The sequence below is a fragment of the Wansuia hejianensis genome (assembly GCF_014337215.1).
In the GTDB taxonomy this organism is placed as follows: Bacteria; Bacillota; Clostridia; order Lachnospirales; family Lachnospiraceae; genus Scatomonas; species Scatomonas hejianensis.
The window spans coordinates 565043-589290 of sequence record NZ_CP060635.1 but is presented as its reverse complement, the minus strand read 5'-3'; the positions used below and the strand labels follow the sequence as shown (position 1 = coordinate 589290).

Genomic DNA, 24248 nt, shown 5'->3' with positions numbered 1-24248 from the left:
ATATGATACGATAACTAAATCAACATACAAAAAGAGTGTATACAAATATGGATGAAAAAACAATTCAAAAACGCCTGAAGAAAACCATTATTTTTGTCGCAGGCATTATTATCATGCTATTGATGATCAGCGGCCTGCTGATCACTTTTTTAAAAAATACTATGACGGATGCTGCCAATACCCAGATGCATTACGAAACTGTCGAGTATAAAAACAGGCTTTTTAAGCAAATAGACGCCGACTTCCAGAATCTGAACACATTGTCCAGCTTCATTGAATCCAGTCATCTGACGACGGCCCACGCTCTGGCCCCGATGCTTCAGAAGGCCAATACATATAATGCCTTTATAACCATGGGTTACTTTGAAAAAAACGGAACCGGGGCTATGGCGATTCTGGATGAAGCCGTGCGCACGGGAGTCGATGTCAGCACCCTCGATGAAGAGGTCATCGAGGTAATAGAAAAAGCCTGGAACGGGGAAAGAAGTGTGTCCAAACTTTTCGAGAGCCAGGCCATATCAGAGAGAGTCTTCGTGTACGGCGTACCCATTTGCAAGGGTGATACAATTGTCGGCGCCCTTGTTGCCAGCGACCATATTGATATTTTTACTGATATCATAAGCGGTAACGGCGTCTTGGGAGGAGACGGCTATATCCATATGCTGGGATCAGAGGGGAAGATTCTGATCCGCGCTCAGCAGGATGTTATAGAAGAACAGATGGACACTATTTTTGACGGTCCTTATTTCAATCCCAACGAGGTGGAAAATGTTAAAAATTCTCTGGATCAGCAGGAGACTATTTTCTCCTCCTTTCAGTACCAGGGCGTCACTTACCAGTTCCTGCTGGAGCCAGTCGGGCTCAACGGCTGGTACCTGCTCTGCGTGAGCACCACTCAGGAGAGCAGCCGTGCGGTATACCGGGTCATCCGGGTAATGGGAATGACCTTTGCTGGAATCCTGGGGCTGATTCTGTTCCTGCTGTTTTATGGTTACCACATGATTCAGAAAAGCAACAGAGACCTGATCTATCTCGCCTATCACGATCAGCTCACCGGAGCAGACAATCTGCCCCGTTTCAGGCAGAACCTGGCAAACGCACTGGAACAGGGCCATTCCTGCAGTGTCGCCGCCCTCAATGTACACCAGTTTAAATTCATTAATGAAATATTCGGGTCTGAACAGGCAGACAGGCTTCTGTGCTATATTAACCAGATCTTGAAGTCCCGCCTTTTACCAGGAGAATATTGCTGCCGGGATACGGCGGACCTCTTTTATCTATATCTGAACGAGACGAAGCAGGAAACCATTTTCACGCGGCTGAGGGAGGTCATAGAAGAAATCACACGGCTGTCCGGAGGCGGCCATGGCAATTACCGGGTTCTGCTGTACTGTGGAGTCGCGGTCTTTTCCGGTCATTCACAGGAAAACTATGATGCCAACAGCCTCATAACACATGCCCTGTTCGCTCTTGCAAGCGCAAGAGGGTCTTACAGCAACAATATACGCTTTTATGACTCCCAGCTGCACAGACAGGAAACACAGGAAAACTATATTGTCAGCCATATGCACCAGGCTCTGCAGTCCGGTGAATTCAGACTCTATCTGCAGCCAAAGATCGACCTGTCCACCGACACTCTGGGCGGCGCAGAAGCGCTCGTCCGCTGGATCACGGAAGAAGGCACTATGCTCTTTCCCGATCAGTTCATACCTCTTTTTGAGGGCAATGGCTTTTGCGCCCGGCTGGATCTCTACATGGTGGAACGCGCCTGCTGTCAGATCCGGGAATGGATCGATCTGGGCATAAAACCGGTCGGAATATCCGTCAACCAGTCAAAGCTGCTGTTTTTTGAGCGCAGCTATATTCCCAGCCTACGCGCATTAATCGCAAAATATGACATTCCGGCCAATCTCATCACTCTTGAGATCCTGGAAGGGCTGGCCCTTAAAAATATTGAAGAGCTGAACGCTCAGATCAAGGTCCTGCAGGAAATAGGATTCTGTGTGTCCATGGATGATTTCGGCAGCGGTTATTCTTCACTGAACACACTGGCTAGGCTTCACATTGATGAATTGAAGCTGGACAGGGGGTTTTTACTGGAAAGCTCATCCGGGAAAAGCGACCGTTCCCGGATTATCATGGAACAGATCGTCCAGCTCTCCAAACGATTGGGCATCTCTACGGTCATCGAGGGCATTGAAACCTCTGAACACGACCGGCTCAGCAAATCCCTTGGCTGCGATTTCGGGCAGGGGTATTACTACAGCAGGCCTGTCAGCGCTGCAGAATTCAACCTGAAGTATATGGGTTATGATGCTGCCGATCCGGACACAGACTGAACCAGCGTCCGGATCTTCGCCCGGTCTGCATGGTCAAAGGAGCTTGCCAGCAATCGCACCATTTCAGCTTCTCTTTCAGTCTTATTTTCTTTTTTTGCCAGAGACTTCCGGACAATCCGGAGCAGCATTTTTTGTATAAAACCCAGCCTTTTATACCGGAGACCGCCTTCCAGATAATAGAACGGAAGATCTCCGGTTTGATTGGCCGACTGTATTTCCTCTCCTGTCTTCTCATCTTCCGGAGACGCCCCCACTGCAAACACCACCAGCCGTTTTGGGTTCATTTTCTTCATCCTGCCCAGTCCCATGATCATATTCCCCATAACCCAGCCGCCGTAAATGATCAGATCATATTCACCGGCCATCCGCGCAGACACTTCTTTTACCGGCTTTACAGGGCAATTCAAATCTTCTCCTATCCATTCTGCATACTGCCTGGTAAAACCTGTCCCGCTTTCATATACGACCATCACCCGCATGATGCTTCCTCCTTTAAATTCTCATCCATCCGGAGAATTGTCCGGATGGTAATTTCCACTTCCCCGGGGTCAACGTTCTGATAAATTTTCTTAATGAAAGCATCGCTGGGCCTCTCATATTTTTCATCAAATTCCCGCATCTTCTCCGTGCAGACCACCCTCTGCTTTCTCTTGTCCTCTGGATCCGCAGTCATTTCCACGAATCCGGCTTTTTCCAGCTTCAGCAGCATCTGCTTCACATTTTGATGGGAACTGCCTGCTGCCTCCGACAGTTCCTTTAATGTAGGCGGTTCTTCAAACAAATTAATGCAGATCATCAGAAAACACTGTTTCCAGCTGATTTCTTCAAAAAATGTATCTCCTCTCGTCTGAAGCCGGTTTACGAATTCGCTCAGCAAACCGATCAGAAAATAAAGCGAATCCATTCCCTTGAAATCCATCCGATTATCTTTTATTTTCTTTTTCCGGTCCTCCATAACACTTCCTCCTGTTATCCCCACAGTGCAAAATGATTCACCCGCCAGGGCTTGTATGGCGGAACGCCTTGGCGGATATGGCTTAAATCTCCCGACGCAAAAATAAGTAATACATTACCTATATATGTAATGTATTACTTATTCACCCGTTTGTCAATCATATTTTTAACATTACTTCACAGCCTTTATCGAAAAAAGCGGCGTAGGATTATAGAATTCATCCACTCTGCGGTAGATTCTCTCACTGACGCTCAAATCCAGCTCCATCCTCTGGAAACCGGCCTCTTCCAGCTTCTCCACATCCCAGGCCGGCCGCACGCGGCGGCTGACTTCCAGCTGATCCTTAATCCGGTTGCATTCTCTGCGCAGGCTGTCCGCTATTGTCTTGTGTGCGTGATTGTCCGGAAGCTCTTCGTCGCCCTTCGCAAAATCTTCTCTGCCATAGTTTCCGTCAAAATTTAGCAGCAATCCACCCTTCTTCAACACTCGATACCACTCTCTGTAGGCCCGTCCGGGATCTGGTAAAGTCCAGGTCAGATTCCTGGATAATACCACATCAAAGCTCTCATCCGCATAGAGCAGGTTTTCCGCATCCATCACCCGGAATTCCGCACCGCTCCCGGTCTTCCTTCCGATCTCTTCCGCTTCCTCTATCATAGAAGGCGTGAGATCAACGCCTGTCACCCGATGACCCTTCTGTTCCAAAAGGAATGCAAAAAACCCACTGCCTGTACCGATATCCAGTATCCGCAGGCCAGGGATATCCGGCAGATGACGGTCTATCTCTTCCTCCCATAACCGCGCCATGGGACTGTTCAGTTCCTTCACTCGCAGCCTGGCAAAATCATGGCTCCGTTTCGTCCAATAACTTCTGATCTGTCGTTTCGTATCCTGCTGCAGCAACACGATGTCTGACCTCCCGTTACCGTATTCCCTTGATCCGGAACATCGGCGTAGATCCGTAATTTATTTTCTCCACCTCTGACCAGACATGTTCCCATACGTCCATGCTGACCGCCACCTCTGAAAATCCCAGCTCGTTCAGCACATACTGATCCCACTGAGGACGCATCGCCCGGCTCAGAGGCACACGGCGGGCAATCTCTTCCATCGCGTCGATATCGGTGCAGGTATAATGGTCTTCCAGCGATGCTGCGCTCACCTTTTGGCGGTCTTCTTCATAGGCCCGCCGCTTTTCCTCATCAAATAGGTGATGATACCAGTTGGCGTCATAATTCAGCAACACCCCGCCCGGCTTCAACACTCGTTTCCATTCCCTGTATGCCTGGATTGGATTTTCCAGGTTCCATGTGAGATTTCTCGTAACAATCACATCGAAAGATTCATCCAGGAATCCCAGGCTCTGCGCATCCATCCTGTAGAACTGGATGTTCCCGGCAAGAGCTCCCGCATTCTTTCTGGCCTCCTCCAGCATGGCTTCCGTATAGTCAACGGCTGTCACATGATATCCCTTTTCTGCCAGAAGGATAGAGAAGAAACCCGGTCCGGTACCAATATCCAGAATCTCCAGCTCTTCTTTTCTCCCTGAAGGGATCTGAGCCTCCAGTTCCCGAATCCAATGGTATCTGTTTTCTCCCGCAAGCTCCTCCTGATTTACCTGCGAATAGCCTTCTGCCCTGTTCGTCCAGTATTTTTCAATATCTCTTAACAGCTCCATAAAAACTCTCCCTGATAAAAAATCAACATCCAACAGTAACAGGATATCATTTCATCAGGTACGCCACAAGCTCCCCCCAGGGATATTATTCTTCAAAAAAGCAGGTTTCAGACTCCTCCTCTAACGTGATGCTTCCTCCCCTTAACGTCTCTTTTCTTCCGTCTGCGCGCCGTATGATCAAGCCTCCCAGTTCATCCAGGCCTTCCGCGTATACGGCCTCCCCCTCATACACCACGTTTTTTCCCAGAACTAAAGATCGTTCCCGGTATTCATCCATATATAAGTCATGTTCCAACAGATCCATCCTGAAAAACTGACCGGCGATTTCTGCCGCCAGACGGTTCCTGCTTCCGGCTTTCATCCCCAGAGAGATTGCCCTCTTCCGGATATCCGGCGGAAAATCCTTTGTCGTCACATTCAGCCCGATGCCAACCACTGCTTCCTCAATTCTACCGGATTCCAGGTCGGTCACAGCTTCACTCAGTATCCCGCCGGCCTTTTTCCCTTCCAGAAATAAATCGTTCACCCATTTAAACTGGAGGCGCAGTCCGCATAAGCTTTCCACAGCTCTTGCCACCGCCACCGCGGCTGCAATTGTTATGAAAGAAGGAGGTTCCGGCAGCGGTCCGCCGGCGGTCAGCATCGTAAGATAAAGGCCAGTTCCGGACGGGGAGTAAAAACGGTTATCCCCCCTGCCCCGTCCCGCTGACTGGCACTCGCTGACCACCAGTGCTCTTCCGCGGAATCCGGAGGCCAGCATCCTCTTAGCTTCATTGTTCGTCGAATCCAGTTCCCGGAACGCATACACAGCCGGTTCCCCTATCCCCGGCTCCAGATGAGCCAGAATGCCCTCCCGCGACAGCCTGTCACTATCCGTAGCCAATATGTATCCTCTGTTTTGAGCTGACAATATCTCATAGCCTTCTTCCTTAAGGGCATTCACCGCCTTCCAGACAGCATTTCTGGACACGTGATACCTTTCCGCCAGAGCCTGCCCGGATATGGGACAACTTCTGTTCATTTCCAGTTCCCGCAAAATCCTGTTCTTTAACATACTATCATCCTATCTATAACGCTTTTACACCCCGTTCCCGCACAAACATCCCGGAATGGTCCGGCCGGCTGAACATCTTCCTGAACCAGTTACATTTGATCAGAAACAGATAATAAATGTTCATCCCGCAGCCACTCAGCGTCTCATAATTTCCCTGCCCTTTGGCCAGTATCACATCGGCACCCCTCAGAACCGCCTCCGCCTCAGAAGAAATGCTGTTCAGGTCTGTTCCTGCCACAGGCGAGCCGTTTGGTACCACACGGACAATCCTGTCCAGCCCCGTCTGAACTGCATCTTCAAAGGTCACATCATTACTGACCGGGAACCCTCTCACCAATGCAGTGAGTGAAATTTCCGGAAACCTTCTTTTCAGCTGTTTCAGCACCAGTTTATCCAGAACAATCTCCCCACAGTTATCCAGAAGGAATACAAAGCTTTCCGCCTCTGACAGCTCAGCCAAAAAGCTCTTGTAAACATCCTCATCCACCGGTTCCAGCGCCTCCCTATCCAGCATGGTCAGAAGCTTTTCCTGCTCTACCGTATGCTGCGAACCGAAGTCTATATAATTGCCGGCCCGTGAATAGGAAAGGGCCATAGCCAGACTGTCCGGAGCGGCCTCTATTTTTCTCTCAATTTCAGGTTCCAGCCTGAGCATCAAATCGTTATATTCTCTTTTAATCTGTGAAAACTCCGGCAGGGGACCACACATATCCTCAAAGACCTCTTCAATCCTTTTCACCATCACCGGAGCGGTACTGTCATCGTCACAGGAGGCCAGTATTTCCATAACCTTCTTCAGATAAACACGCTTCAGCTCCTCGTCTTCCAGCTTATCAAGCCTTTTTGCCTGCACATCCACAATACATTTCATGCAGCTCGCACTCATTCTCATATCGCCACACACCCTCTTTTCTCTTCATCTGTTTTCAGGCGCTTCATACAGGCGCCGGGGCACACAGATGTGTCCCCCGGCGCCCTTGTTAGCCGATAAATCCATATGGCTGCGAATAATAACAGATAATTGGTATATCCGTGTTCATAATCTCATAGATCTGCTGGGCTATACGATAAGGCAGATTAATACAGCCATGAGAACCGGAATTGATATATCTCGTGCCACCAAAATAGGGATTCCATTCTGCATCATGCATTCCGATTCCACCGTTAAAGGGCATCCAGAACTCAACCGGGGTCTCATACTCGTAGGTTCCGTCCGCTTTCTTCTCTCCCCTGAGAACCTTGTCCCTCTGCTTGTAGTACATTCGGAATATGCCAGCCGGGGTATATCTCTTCTTAGTCATCTTACCTGAAACAATATCTGACTCCACTGTCAGCTTTCCGTCCAGGTACAGCCACAGATGCTGCCTGCTCAAATCTATCTCGACGTAGGTATACCCAAAGCCATTATTTTCAGTTGTAACTTCACGACTCTTGTACACAGGCTCTCTGGTGGTAACTGTCCTGTTAGCAAGCTCTTCGGTCAGCTGCCGAATCTCACTGCTTTGATCGATCTTCCAGCCGTAGACTCCGCCTCCTACCGTAATCTCTCCCAGGCCCGTTGACTGGAACTGCCTGTCTGTTCCCACTGTATCCACTGCCGCTGCCATATCTGCAACGTATTGGGCAATGTGCTGATTCCAGGTATCTTCATCCTTCACATAATTTCCGGCCTCATCTCTCATCAGCCAGTCCTTCATGATGTTGCCGTCCAATGTCTGGCTGCCCGTCGGAAGTTCATAGGTGATACTGGCTGAAACCAGCTCATTTAGCTGGGCTGCCTGTTGGTTGAGGCCGGCATCCTCCTGCCTGAGGGCCGGCGCCGCATAGGCATTACCTATCTCTTCCGCATTCAGCTCTCTCTGGCTCGACCCGACTGCTTGCTTCACCGCCTCCAGTACCAGGTCTTTATCCAGGGTATTGCCATAAGTTTCCGCAACCACCTGAAATCGGCCGTCCAGATAATCCACATAGGCATCCGTCGGGGGAGTCATATTCCCCTCCTGCAGCTCCGGCAGGCTGTATAGCTGCTGCTGCAGCTTTTCTTCATCATACCTCGTCTGTACCGTGGCCTGCTCATTGCTCTTAATAAAGTAACCTTTGATCCATTTCCAGGATTTCTGCCCGTCCTTAATCGCCTGGACACTGCCGTCAGATACATATTCGTATCCGATTGCCTCTCCTTCCAGAGTTTCCCTGGCGTCACCCCGGAATGTCAGTTCAATCGAATAATCCTCAACCTTCTCGGCCAGTATGTCTTCAACCTGCTCCACTGTCAGGCCGCTGCAGTCAATCTGATTAATCACCGTCCCTTCAAAAAATCGGCCGCTGTAATAATTCGCATACCCCACATAGACGCCGATGCCGACAGCGACTGCCGTCAGGATGATGACCAGGAGCACTATCTTAAAAATCTTATGCTTCTTCCCCGGCGGCTCCGCAATTTCAGCTTCCTGCCCCGGACCGTTCTTTTCCGGCTTTTCTTCCTCTTCGGCTGCCGCCTGGGTTTCTGCTTTCTGTGCCTCGATACCGGATTCTGATTCCATCAATGCTTTCTCTGACTGTTCCTCCAGCCCCTCCTCGAACCGTTTGTCATTCATATTCTATACGCTCCTCTTTATCTCCAGCCGCTTTTCAACTGAGGGTATTATAACAAAAGCTTTTCTGCCTCGTATATCTTCACTATAGAATGACCGATTCTGAAGTTCTACATACATCCCTTTACGATCTGGTTCATAATTCCCATTTTTTCTTCCATGTCCCTGACCAGCTTAAACTGGTTCCTGGCTCTGTCCAGATTGTGACTGGGATAATCAATTTTAAAATAAACATCTCCTTCCAGATAATCTGCCAGAAAACGCATTCCGCACTCGTAAGTCATCATCCAGGCTCCCATGGGAAGCATCTCCGTCTCCTTCGCTGTCAGCCGTCCGGCGCAGCCCTCCAAAAAGCCTCTGGTATACAGGCGGAACAGTTCCATATCGCAGGTAACTTTCGACAGATCCGTCTCATCCTCGAGTGCCGTGCTGGCCCCAAACCGGATCGAATCGCCATAATCATAGGCAGCGAGACCTGGCATGACCGTATCCAGGTCAATGACACAGATCGCCTTTCTGGTATCGTCATCTATCATGATATTATTCAGCTTTGTATCATTATGGGTCACGCGCACCGGCAGTTCCCCGCTTTCACGCATCCGGCAGAGGACTCCCGCCTGTTCCTCCCGCTCTTCCACAAAACGGATTTCTCCTGCAGCTGCAGCCCTGCGGCCGCAGGCGTCTTGTTCCACAGCGTGTTTGAAATCCCTGAACCTTTTCACGGTATTATGAAAATCCGGAATTGCTTCATGGAGTGTCCCAGCCGGATAATCTGACAACATCTGCTGAAATCTGCCGAAAGCCAGACCACACTGATAGAAATCATCCGGTTTTTCTACCATGTTGTAGCTGGTCGCCCGTTCTATAAAAAGATACGCGCGCCAGCAGCTGCCGTCTTCATCCTGATAATAGGCAGCTCCGTCCTTCGTCTTCACGATGTTCAGCGTCTCTCTGGCAGGGTCGCCGCCGTCAGCCTGGATCTTCTTTTTCATCCATTCTGTAATTCCCGAAATATTCTCCATCAACTCGTCCGCTTTAAATATATTTGTATTAATTCTCTGAATGATATACCTTTCAACCGCATGATCCTCTTTTTGACAGGTAACCCGGTAAGTATCGTTGATATGGCCGCTGCCATATGGTACGATCTCTGTCAGCCTGCCTGAGAACGGAAATTCCCTGCTAATCATCTTCGCGATTTCATCTACTTTTTTCATTTGCATCTGCTTTTCACACCTTCCATATTTTTTATATAAAGCGGGCATGCCCATCGCCACCGCCTGTAAACAGCCTGTTCCCTCTATGCGCCAATGTACATCTGCCTGTGATTGTACAGCAATTTTCTACGACATAAAGGCCCAGATGACGTTTACCCTTTATCAGGATTTCACGTCACCTGGGTCTATCATAGCACTGATCCCTCACAGATGTAAATATGGAATTTATTTACGGCCAGATACCTCTGGCTTTCTTCGCATCAACAACACGTTTTACAGCGATCAGATAAGCGCCCATGCGGAGTGTAGTCTGTTTCTCCTGGGTAATATCCCATACAGAGGCAAACGCGCGGTCCATGATATCTTTCAGCTTACTGTTGACTTCTGCTTCTGTCCAGCTGACAGACTGAATGTTCTGTACCCATTCAAAATAGGATACAACCACGCCGCCGGCGTTGGCCAGAATGTCAGGCACTACCTGGATTCCCCTCTTCTTCAAAATCTCATCTGCTTCAGAGGAGGTCGGGCCGTTGGCTGCCTCTACGATCAGCTTCGCCTGGATCTTATCGGCATTACTGCCATTGATCTGATTCTCCAGAGCAGCAGGAACCAGGACTGTCGTCTTGAGTGTCAGCAGCTCATCGTTGCTGATGCGGGTAGCTCCTTTCAGTTCCAGACCGGACAGCAGGTTGCCCCTCTTAGCTGTAATATAGGCTTCAATCGCCGGGATATCCAGACCGTTCGGGTCATAAAGCCCGCCGGAAACATCGCTGACTGCGATTACCTTCATTCCCTCTTCGTGGAGAAGCTTCGCGGTTACGCTTCCTACATTTCCCATACCCTGTACAACCACATCCGTGCCTTCTACAGGGAGGTTCATCTTCTTCAATATATTCTTAACCGTGAACATAACGCCACGGCCTGTAGCTTCATTTCTTCCCAGAGCGCCGCCCAGATCAATCGGCTTGCCGGTAACAACACCCGGTACGGTATGGCCCTTCAGCATACTGTAAGTATCCATCATCCAGCCCATTACTGTAGCGTTGGTTCCTACATCGGGTGCCGGGATATCTACTTCTGGTCCGATCAGAGGAGCGATTGCAGCTGTAAATCTTCTGGTCATCGCGCGCAGCTCTCTGTCCGACAGCTTGGTGGGATCACATACAATACCGCCCTTGCCGCCGCCATAGGGAATATTAACCACCGCACATTTGAAAGTCATCCATGCGGCCAGAGCCTTTACTTCATCTATATTAACGTTCTGGTGGTAACGGATACCTCCCTTAGCCGGCCCTCTGGAAGTCGAATGCTGTACTCTGTACCCTTCAAACACACGTGTAGTCCCGTCATCCATCTCAACCGGTACCGCAACCTTTAATTCTCTCTCCGGATATTTTATAGCTTCACAATCTCTCTGAGGATATCCCAGGATCTCAGAAGCCTGTTCAACGACTTTCAATACATTATCATACGGATTATATTTTTCAGACATTTTGCCTTCCCCTTTCCTATGTAGACCCATAATCGTTAATTTCAGTTTCTGAGCGCTCTTTCAACTTGATTTTATTATAGCGGACATTTATAATTGAATCAAATACAAAAAATCATATATACGTTATAGATTAAAAGTTATATAGAAAGTAAACTTATACAGGGGGAATTATATGTTTGAAGGAATGCAATATGTATTTGCGGTGTACCAGGAGCAGAGCTTTTCAAAGGCGGCGCAGAAATTATACATTTCTCAACCCTCATTAAGCGCCACCATAAAAAAGATTGAAAAAAAGGTGGGAGCTCCTCTCTTTGAACGGAACACCACCCCTATTCAGCTCACGCGCTGCGGCGAAGAATATATTAAGTGTGCTAAAGAAATCATGGATATCGAGAACGGCTTCACTAATTTCGTCAGCAATATTGACCAGCTGAAGGCCGGAATGCTGTCAGTAGGCGGCAGCAATCTCTTCACCTCTTACGTTTTACTTCCGATCATAGCCAAATTCAAAGAAACCTATCCCGCCGTTGATATCCGGCTCGTAGAAGCCAATACCTCTCTGCTGGAAAATCACCTGCAGAGCGGATACCTGGATCTGATCATTGAGACCTATCCCTTTAATCCTCAGCTCTTCGCAAGAGATGAATATTGTGCCGAATCCCTTCTGCTCGCCGTGCCCAAAAGGTTTGAAATCAACGACCGGTACACAGAATATCAGCTGACCGCCGAGGATATCCGCCAGGACCGCCATATTTTGCCGGAGACTCCCTGCGTGCCTCTGGTACAGTTCAAAAATGAACCCTTTCTCTTCCTGAGGCACGGTAATGACACACGCATCCGCGCAGAAAAGATCTGCAAAAAACACGGCTTCAGTCCGAAAATTGTCCTGTACCTGGACCAGCAGATCACCTGCTATCATGTCTCCTGCTATGGAATGGGTATCAGCTTCATCAGTGATACGCTCATCAAGCACGTAAAAGATGATGCCAACATCATCTATTACCGGGTTGACGGACCGAATGAGGTCTGCCGTTCCATTTACTTTTATTATAAGCAGGGCAAGTATATCACACGCGCCATGGAAGAATTCATCCGGATAGCCAGAGAGGACAGGAAAGCAAAATAACTTCTATTCTTCCTGGTCAGCTTTGATATCTTTGATTTTTTTCATGATTTCAGTCCACATTTTTTCCTTTTCCTGATCGGAGAGTCCATCTTTCCGGCTCTCCTCTTCCAGGATCTCTATCTTTTGGTTGAATTCACCCAGAAACCTGCGGTGCTTCTCTGTGAACTCAGAGTATAACTCATCACATCCCAGCTGTATCATTTCACGGATACAGATTTCGAACCCTTCCTGGGTCATTGGACACTTTCCCGTAAAATATTTTAAAGCTTCGCTGCTTCCTTTTGACAGAAATTTGTCAATTTCCGGCATTGTCTTTTCATCACTCTCCCTTCTACTATACGCTCTTGTTTTCTCTCTTTTTCCATCCATTGTCCAGTAGCCTCCCCGATCCGGGATTCCTGTCACAGACATAAAAATAGCCCAAAAGTTGTAACAATGCTTTTGAGCTAAATGAATTCATGTTCTGGATGCAAGACCTTTTAGATAAGCGACAGCTATTTCCCGTTCGTGAATTGACAAATGCCTGTAGATATCCAATACCTCTCTCTGGTCATCCGTCAGATCCAAATATTCACCTTCCGCGAAAAACTGCGCCATGGTAATACCAAACCCATCGCAGATTTTCATTAATGATATAAATGAAGGCACTGTCACCTTGTGAAGAATGTTATGGACGGTTGAATTGGGTATACCACATTCCTTCGCGAGCCTGTATTCTGTCCAGCCCTTATCTTCACATATCCGTTTGATTTTCTCGTTCACATAGCTCTCGTCCATGGATATTATCCTCGTTTATCTTCAGATATATCCATTCTAACGAGTTTTCAGCATTTTATACAGTTTGTAAATGTTGAAACAGTTCATCCCATATTATGACATACAACTCTTTTGTATATCATCATTTAATACTATATTATTTCATTTTGTGGTAATAGTAAAGACAAACCTTCATTTTTTCTGCTCTACTTAATGTCCTTCGCGTAAAGCAATTTCAAGATGATTGGCGTCAGTATGCTTGATACCACAATCAGCAATATAACCGCGCTGAAAAACTCCCCGGTCAGAAATCCGGCGCCCAGTCCCTTCTGGGCTACAATCAGTGCTACCTCCCCTCTTGTCATCATTCCCACACCAATTTTCAATGAATCTCTGCTGTTGAACTTGCAGGCTTTTGCCATCAGGCCGCAGCCGATGACCTTTGCAACCATACCGGCCAACACAAAACACAGTGAAAACAGCAGAAGCTGTCCTGTCATGCCGCTGATATTTGTCTTCAGTCCAATGCTGGCAAAAAAGATCGGGCCGAATATCATGTAAGAACTAATATCCATCTTTTCTTCTATGTAACCGGAATCATTGATAGAGCACAGCATCACGCCTGCCACATAGGCACCTGTGATATCTGCAATCCCAAAAAACTTCTCTGCCACATAGGCCATGATAAAGCAGAGCGCCAGGCCGAGGATGGGTATCCTCCGTGTATGGGGAAAACAGTCGTCCAGTTTTTTAAATACTTTATAACAGATAAAACCGACAACAATAGCACAGACGAAGAACAACAGAGTTGAAATGCCGACCTTCAGGGGGTTTGAGGCAGGATCCTTGAACCCAATCACTACAGTCAGCACAATAATCCCGATCACATCATCGATGATTGCGGCATTCAGAATAGTTGTCCCGACTTCCGTCTTCAGCTTGCCTAATTCCTTCAGAGCCTGTACCGTTATGCTCACAGATGTGGCTGTCAGTATTACGCCGATAAAAACTGCCCGGTAAAAACCATCTGATCCCCAGGGAGAGGCGCCATAGAATCCCATATACACGAGGGCTCCTGCTATCAGCGGAACAAAAACCCCTGCGCACGCGATCATGAGAGCCTTCACCCCCGTTCTAAGCAAATCCTTCAGATTTGTGCCCAGTCCTGCCGAAAACATCAAAAGGATTACCCCGATCTCAGCCATCTGATTGAGGAAATCCGATTGCTGCACCAGCCCGAGAAGACTTGGCCCTATCAGAATCCCGGCGATGATTTCTCCCACCACCTGAGGAGCCTTGCACATTCGGGCTAAAATCCCGAACAGCTTAGCCACGACAATGATAATTGCCAAATCTCTCAGTATCGCATACGTTTCCACTTAATTTACCCCCTTTTATATAATTTCAGTTATAGTCTAGCAGATTACACCAATAAATTCCATAGAAATCCCGTCAAAAATAAAAAAACAGCAGGGCTCTGGTAATTTTTTCCACCCAAAAATACCGGCTCAAAATGCGAGCCGGTATTTCCGCATGTTACCAATCATTTATACTTCCTGTGCTCAGCCTCTGCACAAGGTTCTGAGCTTGCCGAGAATAGAACTCTTTTCAAACATCAGATACAGAACACTTCCAAATACTATGCCACACACGGTCTGCCCGGCAAGAAGCGGGATTTCCGCAACGGCTCCATACTGTCCGTACAGAGGGATCTTTACCAGCGTATAGAGAACAATCTGAACCAGCCCGCCCGTTACCGCGCCGGCCAGCCATCCAAAACGCACTTCCCGCATCAGCTTATACATAAACAACCCCATCAGTAATGCCCAGATACCTTTGATGGCCGCTGTCGGCAAGACCCAGATCATATACCCTCCCAGAAGATCTGCAAGGCCTGCTCCAATCGCAGCGGCCAGCATTCCCCTTGTCATGCCAAGGACACATACTCCCAGGATGATCATACAGTCTCCCAGATGTGCATATCCGCCAAAGGGCGACGGTATTTTAAAGAAATAAGTCCCTGCAAACACCAGTGCTGCCATCAACGCCGTCGCTGTTACCGTTCTTGTCTTCATTTCTGTCCTCCCTCTCCGCCAAGCCCCATCAGGCGGGCCGCGTTATGATAAAATACATTTTCCAGTTCACTGTCACCCAGGCCGCAGGACAGCACCCGCTGAATCTCCACAGTCGGATGGTGAAACGGCGAATCAATTCCGAACATCACCCGGCCGCTCCCAACCGTCTCATAGGCATTTTTGATCTGACAGCCCATGGGCATTCCCGAGCATTCCAGATACAGATTGTCATATTTCCTGGCCATTTTAATCGTGCCGTCTATGTACACGCCATGGCCATGGCCCATATGAAGCATGACCATCGGCACATCCGGATGGCGTTCCGCCAGCAGCCCGATCTGCCATGGCAGAGAATAGGGCGGATGGCCACAATGGATAAACATAGGCTTTCCATACTTCCTGCAGATTTCCGCCACTGGATCCACACATTCGTCATCAGCCGTATAGGCATCGAATAACGGCTGCAGCTTGGCTCCCACAAAACCCTCATCCCTGATATAATGCTCCAGCATATCGTAAGCCGTCTGGCCCTCAGCCGGATTCACCCAGACTACCGGAAGGATTTTGTCCGGATGCTGGCGGTATGCTTCTGCCGTCTCTTCATTCAGATGGCAACCCGCCGCGCAGAGAATTGTCTTCTCAATCTGATAGGTATCCATTTGCTCCGCCAGCCGGTCCACATCAAAATCAATGTTAAAAGGATTGCCAAACTTCCCTATGTGGGTGTGCGCATCAATTTTCTTGAATTTACTGAACTCATTCATTACTCTCACTCCTTTTCGCTTTACTGCTGAGTATACACGAGATATGGCACGACTAAAATATGCAGTTTTGAATTATTTAACCAGTCCAGTTTTATTACACAAAAAAGACTGCCGCAAGCGAGATTCTCCGCCTGCGGCGGGTTGCATTTGCAACACTCTTCCTCTCCGCCGCAGTGCGATCTTTTTTATCATAAGACACTCTTTCCTATGATATAATAAAACAAGGCACGGAATCTAATGTTCCCATGCCCTGAATGTTCATTTGGATTTCTGTTATATCAATTTTTAACTGATTCTGCGATTGCCTGGGCCAGAGCTTCCACTTCAGCCATCTGCTCTTCCTTTAGGCTGGACTTGATGGAGACACTCTGCTCCAGAATCTCTACATTCTTCATTCCTGCAAGAATATCTTTCATCTGTTTTCCTGCCTGGGCAGACCAGCTTCCATTGTCCATGACCGCAACTGTGCGGTTCTGGAGGTTATGGGCCTTCAGCTCCAGCAGCAGATGTTCCATATTGCTGAAAATCCCGCCATTATATGTAACAGACGCAAATACCAGATGGCTTCTGCGGAATGCCTCCGACAGGATATAAGACGGATGAGTTGAAGAAACATCGTAGACAGCGATGTCTCTGACCCCCAGATCAGCCAGACGTGACGCCAGTACGTTAGCCATATTCTCCGTATGCCCGTATATGGAACCGTATGCGATCAGCACCGACGGCTTCTCCGGGGTATAGGAACTCCATTTCAGGTACTTATCCACAAACCAGCCGATATTCTCCCGCCAAACCGGACCGTGAAGCGGACAGATCATGCTGATCTCCAGGCCGGAAGCCTTTTTCAGCAGCGCCTGAGCCTGAGTGCCGTATTTCCCCACAATATTCGTATAATATCTTCTGGCGTCATCCAGCCAGTCATGTTCAAAGTCCACTTCATCGGCAAAAAGATTGCCGTTCATGGCGCCAAACGTTCCGAAAGCATCGGCTGAGAAAAGAATCTTGTCCGTCAGATCATAAGTGACCATAACCTCCGGCCAGTGAACCATAGGCGCATTCACAAAGGTTAACGTATGCTTCCCTGCTGAAAAAGTATCCCCTTCCTTGACCAGGACAGCTATCGCATCAATATCAAAAGAAAAGAACTGCCTGATCATTGCCGCTGTCTTAGCATTGCAGATAACTTTTACATCCGGATATCTCCTGACAATCTCTTCAATCATGGAACAGTGATCCGGCTCCATGTGATTGACAACCATATAGTCAAGAGACCTGCCGCCAAGCACATACTCCACATTCTCAAAAAACTGGCCGCTGACCGATTGATCTACGGTATCCAGCAAAACTGTTTTCTCATCCATCATCATATAAGCATTATAGGAAACGCCCCTTGGAATCGGGTATACATTTTCAAAAAGCGCCAGCCTGCGGTCTGTCCCGCCAACCCAGTACAAATCATCATTAATTTTCTTCACACAATGCATGTCTGTTCTCTTCCTTTCTCTGCTATAGTTTGTAGTTTCTAATCAGGAAAATTATAACATTGAACCATCCTGCCAACAAGTATTAAATTACAAACATTTATGCTTTGCTGTAAACACTGTCTGTATCCTGGGCACTCAACCCGCAGCTTCTGTTCCCATGGACTTTTTTTCCGCAGTATGGTAAGCTGTTGTTTGAAAATTGATCGTAAGAGGTGATAAATCATGAAATCTGCACAGGAGCTGAGAGCTCTTCTCCAATCCATTGACCACAAAAGCTACCCTGCTTACAAATCTACCCAGGGCTGCTACCGTTTCCCGGATTACCTGCTGTCCATCGACCATGTCCAGGGCGATCCCTTCGCGTCGCCCTCCCGCGTCAGCATCCACATCGACGGGAAAACTGCCGGATTCCCGGCTGAGCTTTTTAACAGCCGTCCAAAACAGACGGCGCTGCAGGACCATCTGACCCGCCTGTTCTATACAGAGATTGAAAAATACAATTTTAAAGCGAAGGGCAGCGGGAAGAGCGGCCTGCTCTCAGTCAGCCGCTGCGGACAGGAGATTCTGGAGCGTTCCGCCTGCTCACTGAATCCCGCCGACGGCTCCCTGGTGCTCCGCATGCAGATTGGTTTCCCGGCAGGCGGACGCACGATTCATGCCGGAGAGCTGATCCGCATACTGTATGATTTTCTCCCCGGCTGCGTGACCTCCAGCCTGATGTACCGGAACCTGGACAAGCGGAAATGTCAGGCTGTACGGGCTCTGTGCGAGGACCAGGAATATATCCGGGCACAGCTGAAGGAACAGGGACTTATCGCCTTTATCGCCAACGGCGCTGTTCTTCCCCGCCTATCCGGCGTTTCGGAGCGGCCTATGAGACAGGCCGTACCCTTCCAGTCCCCTCCATCCATGGAATTCACCATGGAGCTTCCAAATCACGGACCGCTGAAGGGCATGGGCATCAGGAAGGGGATTACTCTGGTCGTAGGCGGAGGTTTTCACGGGAAATCCACCCTGCTGAAGGCCCTGGAACGTGGAGTCTATAACCATATTTCCGGAGACGGTAGGGAATATGTGATCACCGATGCTTCTGCGGTAAAGCTGAGGGCAGAGGATTCCCGCTCTATCAGCAATGTTGACATCTCCCTGTTTATCAATCATCTGCCCGGCGGCCGGAATACCCGCGGTTTTTCCACGGAAGATGCCAGCGGCAGCACCTCCCAGGCCGCCAATGTGATAGAGGGTCTGGAATCAGGCACCTCACTGTTTCTGATCGATGAGGATACCTCTGCCACGAACTTTATGATCCGGGACGAGTTGATGCAGAGCGTGGTTGCCGACAGAGAGGAGCCAATCACCCCCTTTATCAGCCGCGTGCGTTCCCTCTATGATGAGGCGGGAATATCCTCAGTGATCGTGGCCGGAAGCTCCGGTTCTTATTTCCACACCGCAGATGTCATCATCCAGATGAAGGAGTATCTGCCATTTGACATCACAGCTAAGGCCAGAGAAAAGGCTGCCTCTTTCGGCGGCGCCGTCAGGGCTGCCGAAGCTTTCCGGATACCCGCTTTCAACAGGCGGCCGAAACCAACCTCTTCTCTCCAGAATTTTGACCGGCTTAAAATGAAGGTTCTGGGTAAAGAAGCTATACAGATTAACCGTTCCACCACGGATCTGCGCTATCTGGAACAGTTGGTGGATTCAGAGCAGCTGGCTGCCCTTTCCTATCTGCTGGTATACGCCTCAAAACACTTGATGGACGGACGGCGCACGCTGACAGATATTGTCCTGGAGCTGGAACGGAGGATGGACAGCCAGGGCCTGGCTTCCCTGTCCGATTCCTCCTATCTGGCATCCGATCTCTGCCGGCCCCGGCGCCAGGAAATCTTCGCCTGCTTTGACCGGTGCAGAGAGCTTCAATTCAACTGAATGATCCATGATCTGAGGGCCGTGCAGGTTACTGTTCAGGAAGTGATCTGTAATCCGGGCAGTTCTTCCTGCCGGCCATTCCGATGAGGCTGCACCAGTTCAGCCACTGCAGCAGTTTGTTTCCTGTTATACAGGCAGAAAATCCACAGACAATTACTGCAGAGAAATAGTTGCCAGAGCCTGCCACTCCCGAAGAATTCCGGCTCTCACCATATGGACTGTTCTCTGCACTTCCCTCAGCTTCCGGTTATTGGATGCAAAAACAGCCGGACTTTTGATCCGGCTGCTTCAATTCAACATTACTGATTATTTTTTATTCTTTTCTACTGGCCTCTGGATATATGGGTAAATATCCTCGTAAGCATCCAGCTCTTCTTCATTTTCCGGAAGGGATGGGATTAACCCTGTACAGTCCCATGCAGAACATGCATAGAAGCTCTCATCATCCTTTTGCGCATTTTCCAGATTTTTTTCAGTTGTTTCCTGCTTTTTCATCCGCGGTTTCCTCCTTTTTCAAAGGAAGTATCTCCGCTTCACAGCGCTTCTATTCTCTGGCCCGGCCCCTTTTTTCAAAACAAATTCTTTCAACGGAAGCCATCCGGATCTGTCCGTTATTGGATTCCCTTGATCTCCTCCAGCAGCTGTGCCACTGTTTTCAAAAGCAGCGGATGTCGTTTCCATGGCGCCAGCTGGTTCATGGGACGAAGTACAAAATCACGCTTATGCATCTCTATATGCGGGATGGTAAGCTCCTCGCTGTCCATGATCAGATCATCGTAAAAAACAATATCCAGATCCAGGGTTCTGGGACCCCAGTGGACCTTTCGCTCCCTGTTGGCAGCCAGCTCAATCGCATGGAGACGTTCCAAAAGCTCCTCAGGTGTCAGAAGTGTATCCAGCTCCAGGCAGCCGTTCAGAAAATCATCCTGCTCCAGATATCCGTAAGGCGCGGTCGAAATAAAATCAGAAACTTTCATCACACGACAGCCCTCTGTCTTCTCTAAAAGCTCCACTCCCTGTTGCAGGTAAGAAAGCTTGTCTCCCATATTTGAGCCTAACGCTATATAAGCCTTATGCCATCCCCGCTCAATCTCTACAGAGACAGTCTTTAACGGGAGGTGTACCGGGGCCCAGGGCTTCTGGATCTCCAGCCACACCCGGTTCAGGTTCGGTACCTTCGTCAGCAGTTCAACTGCCAGACGCTCAACCACACTTTCCAGCAGCTTAAAGGTATGCCCTTCCACGAAATCACGGATCATCTGGCTGACCTCGCCATAGTGAATGGACGCTGACAGATCATCGGTCATGCCCGCTTTCCTCGTATCTGTATATAAAACCGCCGACAGGACAAACTTCTGTCCCAGGGCATTTTCCTCCGGAAATACTCCGTGGTTCGCAAACACTTCCAGTTCCTGAATTCGAATTCTATCCATCTTTTACCGCTCCATAATCGCTTTTGTCATCTGTACCGCCCGCTTGTTTTCTTTCACATCGTGTACGCGGATAAATGCACAGCCCTGCTGCACTCCCAAAACCGTTGTCACCAGCGTTCCCTCCAGCCTCTGGTCTGCGGGCAGATCCAATGTCCGTCCGATCACTGATTTTCTGGATGTTCCCAGAAGCACCGGAAATCCCATGGCACGCACTTCTTCCAGATGGGCGATCGCCTGAAGGTTCATCTCATAGGTCTTGCCGAATCCCACGCCCGGGTCCAGGATAATCCTGTCATCCGGTATGCCTGCGCTCCGTGCCAGCTCTACACACTCCTGGAGATCTGAGATCAGCTCCTTCCGGAAATCCTGATAATTTGCCTCCTTCCGGTTATGCATCAGGCAGCAGGCCGCTCCTGTACGCGCTGCCACGGATGCCATATCCGGATCAGCCTTCAGTCCCCAAATATCATTAATCAGGCTCGCTCCGGCTGCTACCGCCGCTTCTGCGACACTGCTCTTATAGGTGTCCACAGAAACCGGAACGTCAAACCGGCCGGTCAGGGCTTCTATGACCGGCGCCACTCTCTCGGTCTCCTCCTGATCGGGGATCACCGTATAACCCGGCCTTGTGGACTCCCCGCCCACATCAATCAGATCCGCGCCCTCCTTTATCATCTCTTCTGCATGAAAAAGCGCGGCATCCATCCGGTTATACCGCCCGCCGTCCGAAAAAGAATCCGGCGTAACATTGAGTATTCCCATCACATAAGTCTGATGCTCCGTATCGAATTCTCTGCTGCCGATCCTCATGATAAACCACCTCCTGATGCTAATAAACGATTTTCCTATTCTTCTTATCCTCCGGCCAGTCACAATCTGCAGCCGCCGGGCAGGCCAGGCAAATTCTGGATAGTTTGTCCGCCTTATACAGATACCCCCGAAGGCTTTTCTCTTCCCGGATACCGGATTCTCTGTGGCTCCTGATAGCACACAGTATCTCTTCCGCCTCCCCGGAGGAAAATCCGCACTGGGGTAACAGTTCCGCCGCCAGCTCCGCACTGGCTTCATGGTGAGGAATTCCCTGCAGATACTGAAGGTGGCGCCCGATGTCATGCAGCAGTGCCGCCGCATAGACACACTCCTTATCCAGCCCACTGCCATCCTCCAGATTATAGATCCAGGCGAGGCGCGCCACATCCAGGAAGTGTTCCGCAGAATGGCCGCAAAACGGCCGTTCCTGTTCCAGCTCCTGAATCTTCCGGTATGCTTCCTGATACAGGCTGTGATTCCAGATCAGGTTTACCCGTTCCATGCCTGACTCTGATCCCGGATTCATCCTTTCACCATCTGAAGAAACGTCTGCTGAAGCTGATAGTCCTCGGCAAACGCCCCCCTCACCATCATAGTCACCGTCTTCGTACCAGGCTTTTGCACACCTCGCATGGTCATGCACAGATGTTCTGCTTCGATCATCACCATTACGCCCTTGGGATTCAGATATTTCTCCATGGCGTCGGCAATCTGCGCCGTCATATTCTCCTGGATCTGAGCGCGCCTGGCGTAAACTTCCACAGTCCGGGCCAGCTTGCTCAAGCCGGCAACCCTCCCATTGGGGATGTACGCCACATGGGCTTTGCCATAGAAAGGGAGCAGATGATGTTCACAGGTAGAATAAAAGGTGATATCCTTCTCAATCACCATATTATTGTTCACGGATTCGAACTGCTTCTGAAGATGTTCCCCCGGATCCAGATCCAGTCCGCCATAGATCTGATGGCACATGCGGGCAACTCTGGCCGGCGTATCAAGCAGGCCTTCCCGGTTCACGTCCTCGCCGATCCCTTCCAGGAACAGCCGGACGCCCTCTTCGATCTTTTTATCATCCATCATCTTTCATTCCTCCAACGTAAATATAAAAATCCGCTGCATTGCCATAGGGAATCCCTCTTCCTGAAAGCAAAAAAACACCTTGTATCCCTTAACAATACAAGATGTTTCGCATCTACTTATTGCAACGGGTGCAGATTCCATATCGTAAGACGAGCTTTTCGTTTCACGGCAACTCCCCATCCGGTGAACACTTGACGCATGGAATCCTATTTTGCATTTGTTCATTTTTCTACATTATACCACAGCCTGCAGAAACTACAACTACTTTTTTCAACTGGATGTATTAAATCAGATACATTGTGAAACAGCGTAAGCTGTTTCCCCGTCCCGCCAGGGACATGCATTACGGGATACTCTGGAGTATACATTGTGAAACAGCGTAGGCTGTTTCCCCGTCCCGCCAGGGACATGCATTACGGGATGCTCTGGAGTATACATTGTGAAACAGCGTAGGCTGTTTCCCCGTCCCGCCAGGGACATGCATTACGGGATGCTCTGGAGTATACATTGTGTAGCAGCGTGAGCGGTTCACAGCCATTTCTTCTTACGGAAAATCAGGATTTCCGCTATGACGAGAACTACCGCAAGAATGATCACTACGCCATACCCGTACTCCCAGTCCAATTCCGGCATTTTGGAAAAATTCATTCCATACCATCCGGTGATCAGCGTGAGAGGCATGAAAACTGTCGTCACGATTGTGAGAAACTGCATGATACTGTTCTGCCGCTGATTGATCGTAGACTGATACTGGTCCCGAATCTGCAGCGCGTACTCCCAGAGCATCTGGGCGTCTGAATACAGGCGGCCGGCTCTACCGGAGAAAAAAGTGAACATGCGTTTCTCTTCCCCGCCCAACACGCCATTGGGACAGTTGGCCAGCTCCTCTGCCATCTCCTCCAGCTGTTTGTAATAGCGGTTCAGCGCCATCATCTCACGCCTGATCTTCATCACAGCCGCATCAAAATCTTCCGGCACCGCGTCCGGTTTCCCGGTTACCTCCGCCTCCCGGTCGCTCATCATATCCTCGTACTCATCCAGGAACAGTGAGTCATCCTCAATAAACAATTCCAGGACTTCCTGGAGAATCAGCCCCGGCAGGTTTTTACCCAGAAGCTGGACCTCCTCCAACCGTTCAAAAATCTTCCCAACCTCTCCGGAATCGTCCAGAAAGATCAGCCTGCTGCCGTCCAGGTAATAACCGATGGTAAGCTTCTTCCCTATCAAATCTTCTTTTCTGGGGACCAGGAGAGTTCCTATAATGCTGTCCTTTAACATTTCCGCCTTGCAATACCGGACATTTTCCATTCCCCTGAGCAGCATCCGCTTCCCCTGAAGCCCCGAAGGCAGTGTTTCAAATTCCTGCCGGGTAACGACTTCCACATAAGGCTTTCCCTCCGTTTCTTCCTCACGGCTTACGGGTATCAGCCCTTCTTCTATTCTATACCGCATGATTCCTCCC

General features: G+C 49.2%; 24 protein-coding genes and 1 riboswitch. Of the genes, 3 read left to right on the top strand and 21 right to left on the bottom strand.

Annotation, left to right across the window (positions count from 1 at the left end; translation table 11 throughout):
- Positions 1-47: 47 nt before the first annotated feature.
- Positions 48-2339, top strand: coding sequence for a bifunctional diguanylate cyclase/phosphodiesterase (locus H9Q79_RS02750; protein ID WP_118642219.1), 2292 nt, complete (start codon positions 48-50; stop codon positions 2337-2339).
- Here H9Q79_RS02750 and H9Q79_RS02745 read toward each other — a convergent pair.
- The 9 genes from H9Q79_RS02745 to H9Q79_RS02705 form a co-directional block, all read right to left on the bottom strand.
- Positions 2309-2818 (bottom strand): flavodoxin domain-containing protein, encoded by a 510-nt coding sequence (locus H9Q79_RS02745; protein ID WP_118642221.1) that lies wholly within the window; start codon positions 2816-2818, stop codon positions 2309-2311. The two genes, H9Q79_RS02750 and H9Q79_RS02745, sit on opposite strands and share 31 nt — an antisense overlap.
- On the bottom strand, positions 2809-3294 hold the full coding sequence (locus H9Q79_RS02740) for a MarR family winged helix-turn-helix transcriptional regulator (protein ID WP_118642223.1): 486 nt from the start codon (positions 3292-3294) through the stop codon (positions 2809-2811). The genes H9Q79_RS02745 and H9Q79_RS02740 overlap by 10 nt, the downstream gene beginning before the upstream one ends.
- Before the next feature lie 171 nt (positions 3295-3465).
- A complete protein-coding gene (locus H9Q79_RS02735; RefSeq protein WP_249329145.1) occupies positions 3466-4200 on the bottom strand; it encodes a class I SAM-dependent methyltransferase in 735 nt (244 codons plus the stop codon).
- A gap of 16 nt (positions 4201-4216) precedes the next feature.
- On the bottom strand, positions 4217-4972 hold the full coding sequence (locus H9Q79_RS02730; RefSeq protein ID WP_249329144.1) for a class I SAM-dependent methyltransferase: 756 nt from the start codon (positions 4970-4972) through the stop codon (positions 4217-4219).
- 85 nt (positions 4973-5057) lie between these two features.
- On the bottom strand, positions 5058-6026 hold the full coding sequence (locus H9Q79_RS02725; protein WP_249329143.1) for a biotin--[acetyl-CoA-carboxylase] ligase: 969 nt from the start codon (positions 6024-6026) through the stop codon (positions 5058-5060).
- 13 nt (positions 6027-6039) lie between these two features.
- Positions 6040-6918, bottom strand: a complete 879-nt coding sequence (locus H9Q79_RS02720; RefSeq protein WP_118642227.1) for a damage-control phosphatase ARMT1 family protein — start codon at positions 6916-6918, stop codon at positions 6040-6042.
- Positions 6919-7006: 88 nt separating this feature from the next.
- Positions 7007-8623, bottom strand: a complete 1617-nt coding sequence (locus tag H9Q79_RS02715; protein ID WP_118642229.1) for a L,D-transpeptidase family protein — start codon at positions 8621-8623, stop codon at positions 7007-7009.
- Positions 8624-8730: 107 nt separating this feature from the next.
- Complete coding sequence (locus H9Q79_RS02710; RefSeq protein WP_118642504.1) at positions 8731-9837, bottom strand: phosphotransferase enzyme family protein; 1107 nt, start codon at positions 9835-9837, stop codon at positions 8731-8733.
- Positions 9838-10066: 229 nt separating this feature from the next.
- Positions 10067-11329 carry a Glu/Leu/Phe/Val family dehydrogenase gene (locus tag H9Q79_RS02705; RefSeq protein WP_249329142.1) on the bottom strand — a complete coding sequence of 421 codons (1263 nt, stop codon included), beginning with the start codon at positions 11327-11329 and terminating at the stop codon, positions 10067-10069.
- Between the two features lie 172 nt (positions 11330-11501).
- Between H9Q79_RS02705 and H9Q79_RS02700 the strand changes: the two genes are divergently transcribed.
- A complete protein-coding gene (locus tag H9Q79_RS02700) occupies positions 11502-12455 on the top strand; it encodes a LysR family transcriptional regulator (RefSeq protein WP_118642233.1) in 954 nt (317 codons plus the stop codon).
- Positions 12456-12458: 3 nt separating this feature from the next.
- Here H9Q79_RS02700 and H9Q79_RS02695 read toward each other — a convergent pair whose 3' ends face one another.
- The 6 genes from H9Q79_RS02695 to H9Q79_RS02670 form a co-directional block, all read right to left on the bottom strand.
- Positions 12459-12824: a hypothetical protein gene (locus tag H9Q79_RS02695; RefSeq protein WP_118642234.1), complete on the bottom strand. Its 366-nt coding sequence runs from the start codon at positions 12822-12824 to the stop codon at positions 12459-12461.
- A gap of 87 nt (positions 12825-12911) precedes the next feature.
- Positions 12912-13232, bottom strand: a complete 321-nt coding sequence (locus H9Q79_RS02690) for a helix-turn-helix domain-containing protein (protein ID WP_118642236.1) — start codon at positions 13230-13232, stop codon at positions 12912-12914.
- A 185-nt stretch (positions 13233-13417) separates the two neighbouring features.
- The gene (locus tag H9Q79_RS02685) at positions 13418-14590 is read right to left on the bottom strand and encodes a cation:proton antiporter (RefSeq protein ID WP_249329141.1); all 1173 of its coding nucleotides are present in this window, start codon (positions 14588-14590) and stop codon (positions 13418-13420) included.
- Positions 14591-14773: 183 nt separating this feature from the next.
- On the bottom strand, positions 14774-15286 hold the full coding sequence (locus H9Q79_RS02680; RefSeq protein WP_118642238.1) for an ECF transporter S component: 513 nt from the start codon (positions 15284-15286) through the stop codon (positions 14774-14776).
- A complete protein-coding gene (locus tag H9Q79_RS02675) occupies positions 15283-16050 on the bottom strand; it encodes an amidohydrolase family protein (protein ID WP_249329140.1) in 768 nt (255 codons plus the stop codon). The genes H9Q79_RS02680 and H9Q79_RS02675 overlap by 4 nt, the downstream gene beginning before the upstream one ends.
- A gap of 278 nt (positions 16051-16328) precedes the next feature.
- Positions 16329-17534 carry an FprA family A-type flavoprotein gene (locus tag H9Q79_RS02670; protein ID WP_118642240.1) on the bottom strand — a complete coding sequence of 402 codons (1206 nt, stop codon included), beginning with the start codon at positions 17532-17534 and terminating at the stop codon, positions 16329-16331.
- Between the two features lie 222 nt (positions 17535-17756).
- Here H9Q79_RS02670 and H9Q79_RS02665 point away from each other — a divergent pair, with 222 nt between their 5' ends.
- On the top strand, positions 17757-19463 hold the full coding sequence (locus tag H9Q79_RS02665; RefSeq protein WP_118642242.1) for an ABC-ATPase domain-containing protein: 1707 nt from the start codon (positions 17757-17759) through the stop codon (positions 19461-19463).
- A gap of 306 nt (positions 19464-19769) precedes the next feature.
- Here H9Q79_RS02665 and H9Q79_RS02660 read toward each other — a convergent pair whose 3' ends face one another.
- The 6 genes from H9Q79_RS02660 to H9Q79_RS02635 all read right to left on the bottom strand — a co-directional run bounded on the left by H9Q79_RS02660 (position 19770) and on the right by H9Q79_RS02635 (position 24238).
- A complete protein-coding gene (locus H9Q79_RS02660) occupies positions 19770-19958 on the bottom strand; it encodes a hypothetical protein (RefSeq protein WP_118642244.1) in 189 nt (62 codons plus the stop codon).
- 116 nt (positions 19959-20074) lie between these two features.
- Positions 20075-20896 carry a 2-amino-4-hydroxy-6-hydroxymethyldihydropteridine diphosphokinase gene (gene folK / locus H9Q79_RS02655; RefSeq protein ID WP_249329139.1) on the bottom strand — a complete coding sequence of 274 codons (822 nt, stop codon included), beginning with the start codon at positions 20894-20896 and terminating at the stop codon, positions 20075-20077.
- 3 nt (positions 20897-20899) lie between these two features.
- The gene (gene folP / locus H9Q79_RS02650) at positions 20900-21706 is read right to left on the bottom strand and encodes a dihydropteroate synthase (protein ID WP_118642246.1); all 807 of its coding nucleotides are present in this window, start codon (positions 21704-21706) and stop codon (positions 20900-20902) included.
- Positions 21707-21725: 19 nt separating this feature from the next.
- A complete protein-coding gene (locus H9Q79_RS02645) occupies positions 21726-22232 on the bottom strand; it encodes an HD domain-containing protein (protein WP_249329138.1) in 507 nt (168 codons plus the stop codon).
- Positions 22229-22786 (bottom strand): GTP cyclohydrolase I FolE, encoded by a 558-nt coding sequence (gene folE / locus H9Q79_RS02640; RefSeq protein WP_118642248.1) that lies wholly within the window; start codon positions 22784-22786, stop codon positions 22229-22231. Before folE ends, H9Q79_RS02645 begins: the two co-directional genes overlap by 4 nt.
- A gap of 120 nt (positions 22787-22906) precedes the next feature.
- Positions 22907-23002, bottom strand: a riboswitch (THF riboswitch).
- Between the two features lie 312 nt (positions 23003-23314).
- Positions 23315-24238: a magnesium transporter CorA family protein gene (locus tag H9Q79_RS02635; protein ID WP_249329137.1), complete on the bottom strand. Its 924-nt coding sequence runs from the start codon at positions 24236-24238 to the stop codon at positions 23315-23317.
- Positions 24239-24248: the final 10 nt, after the last annotated feature.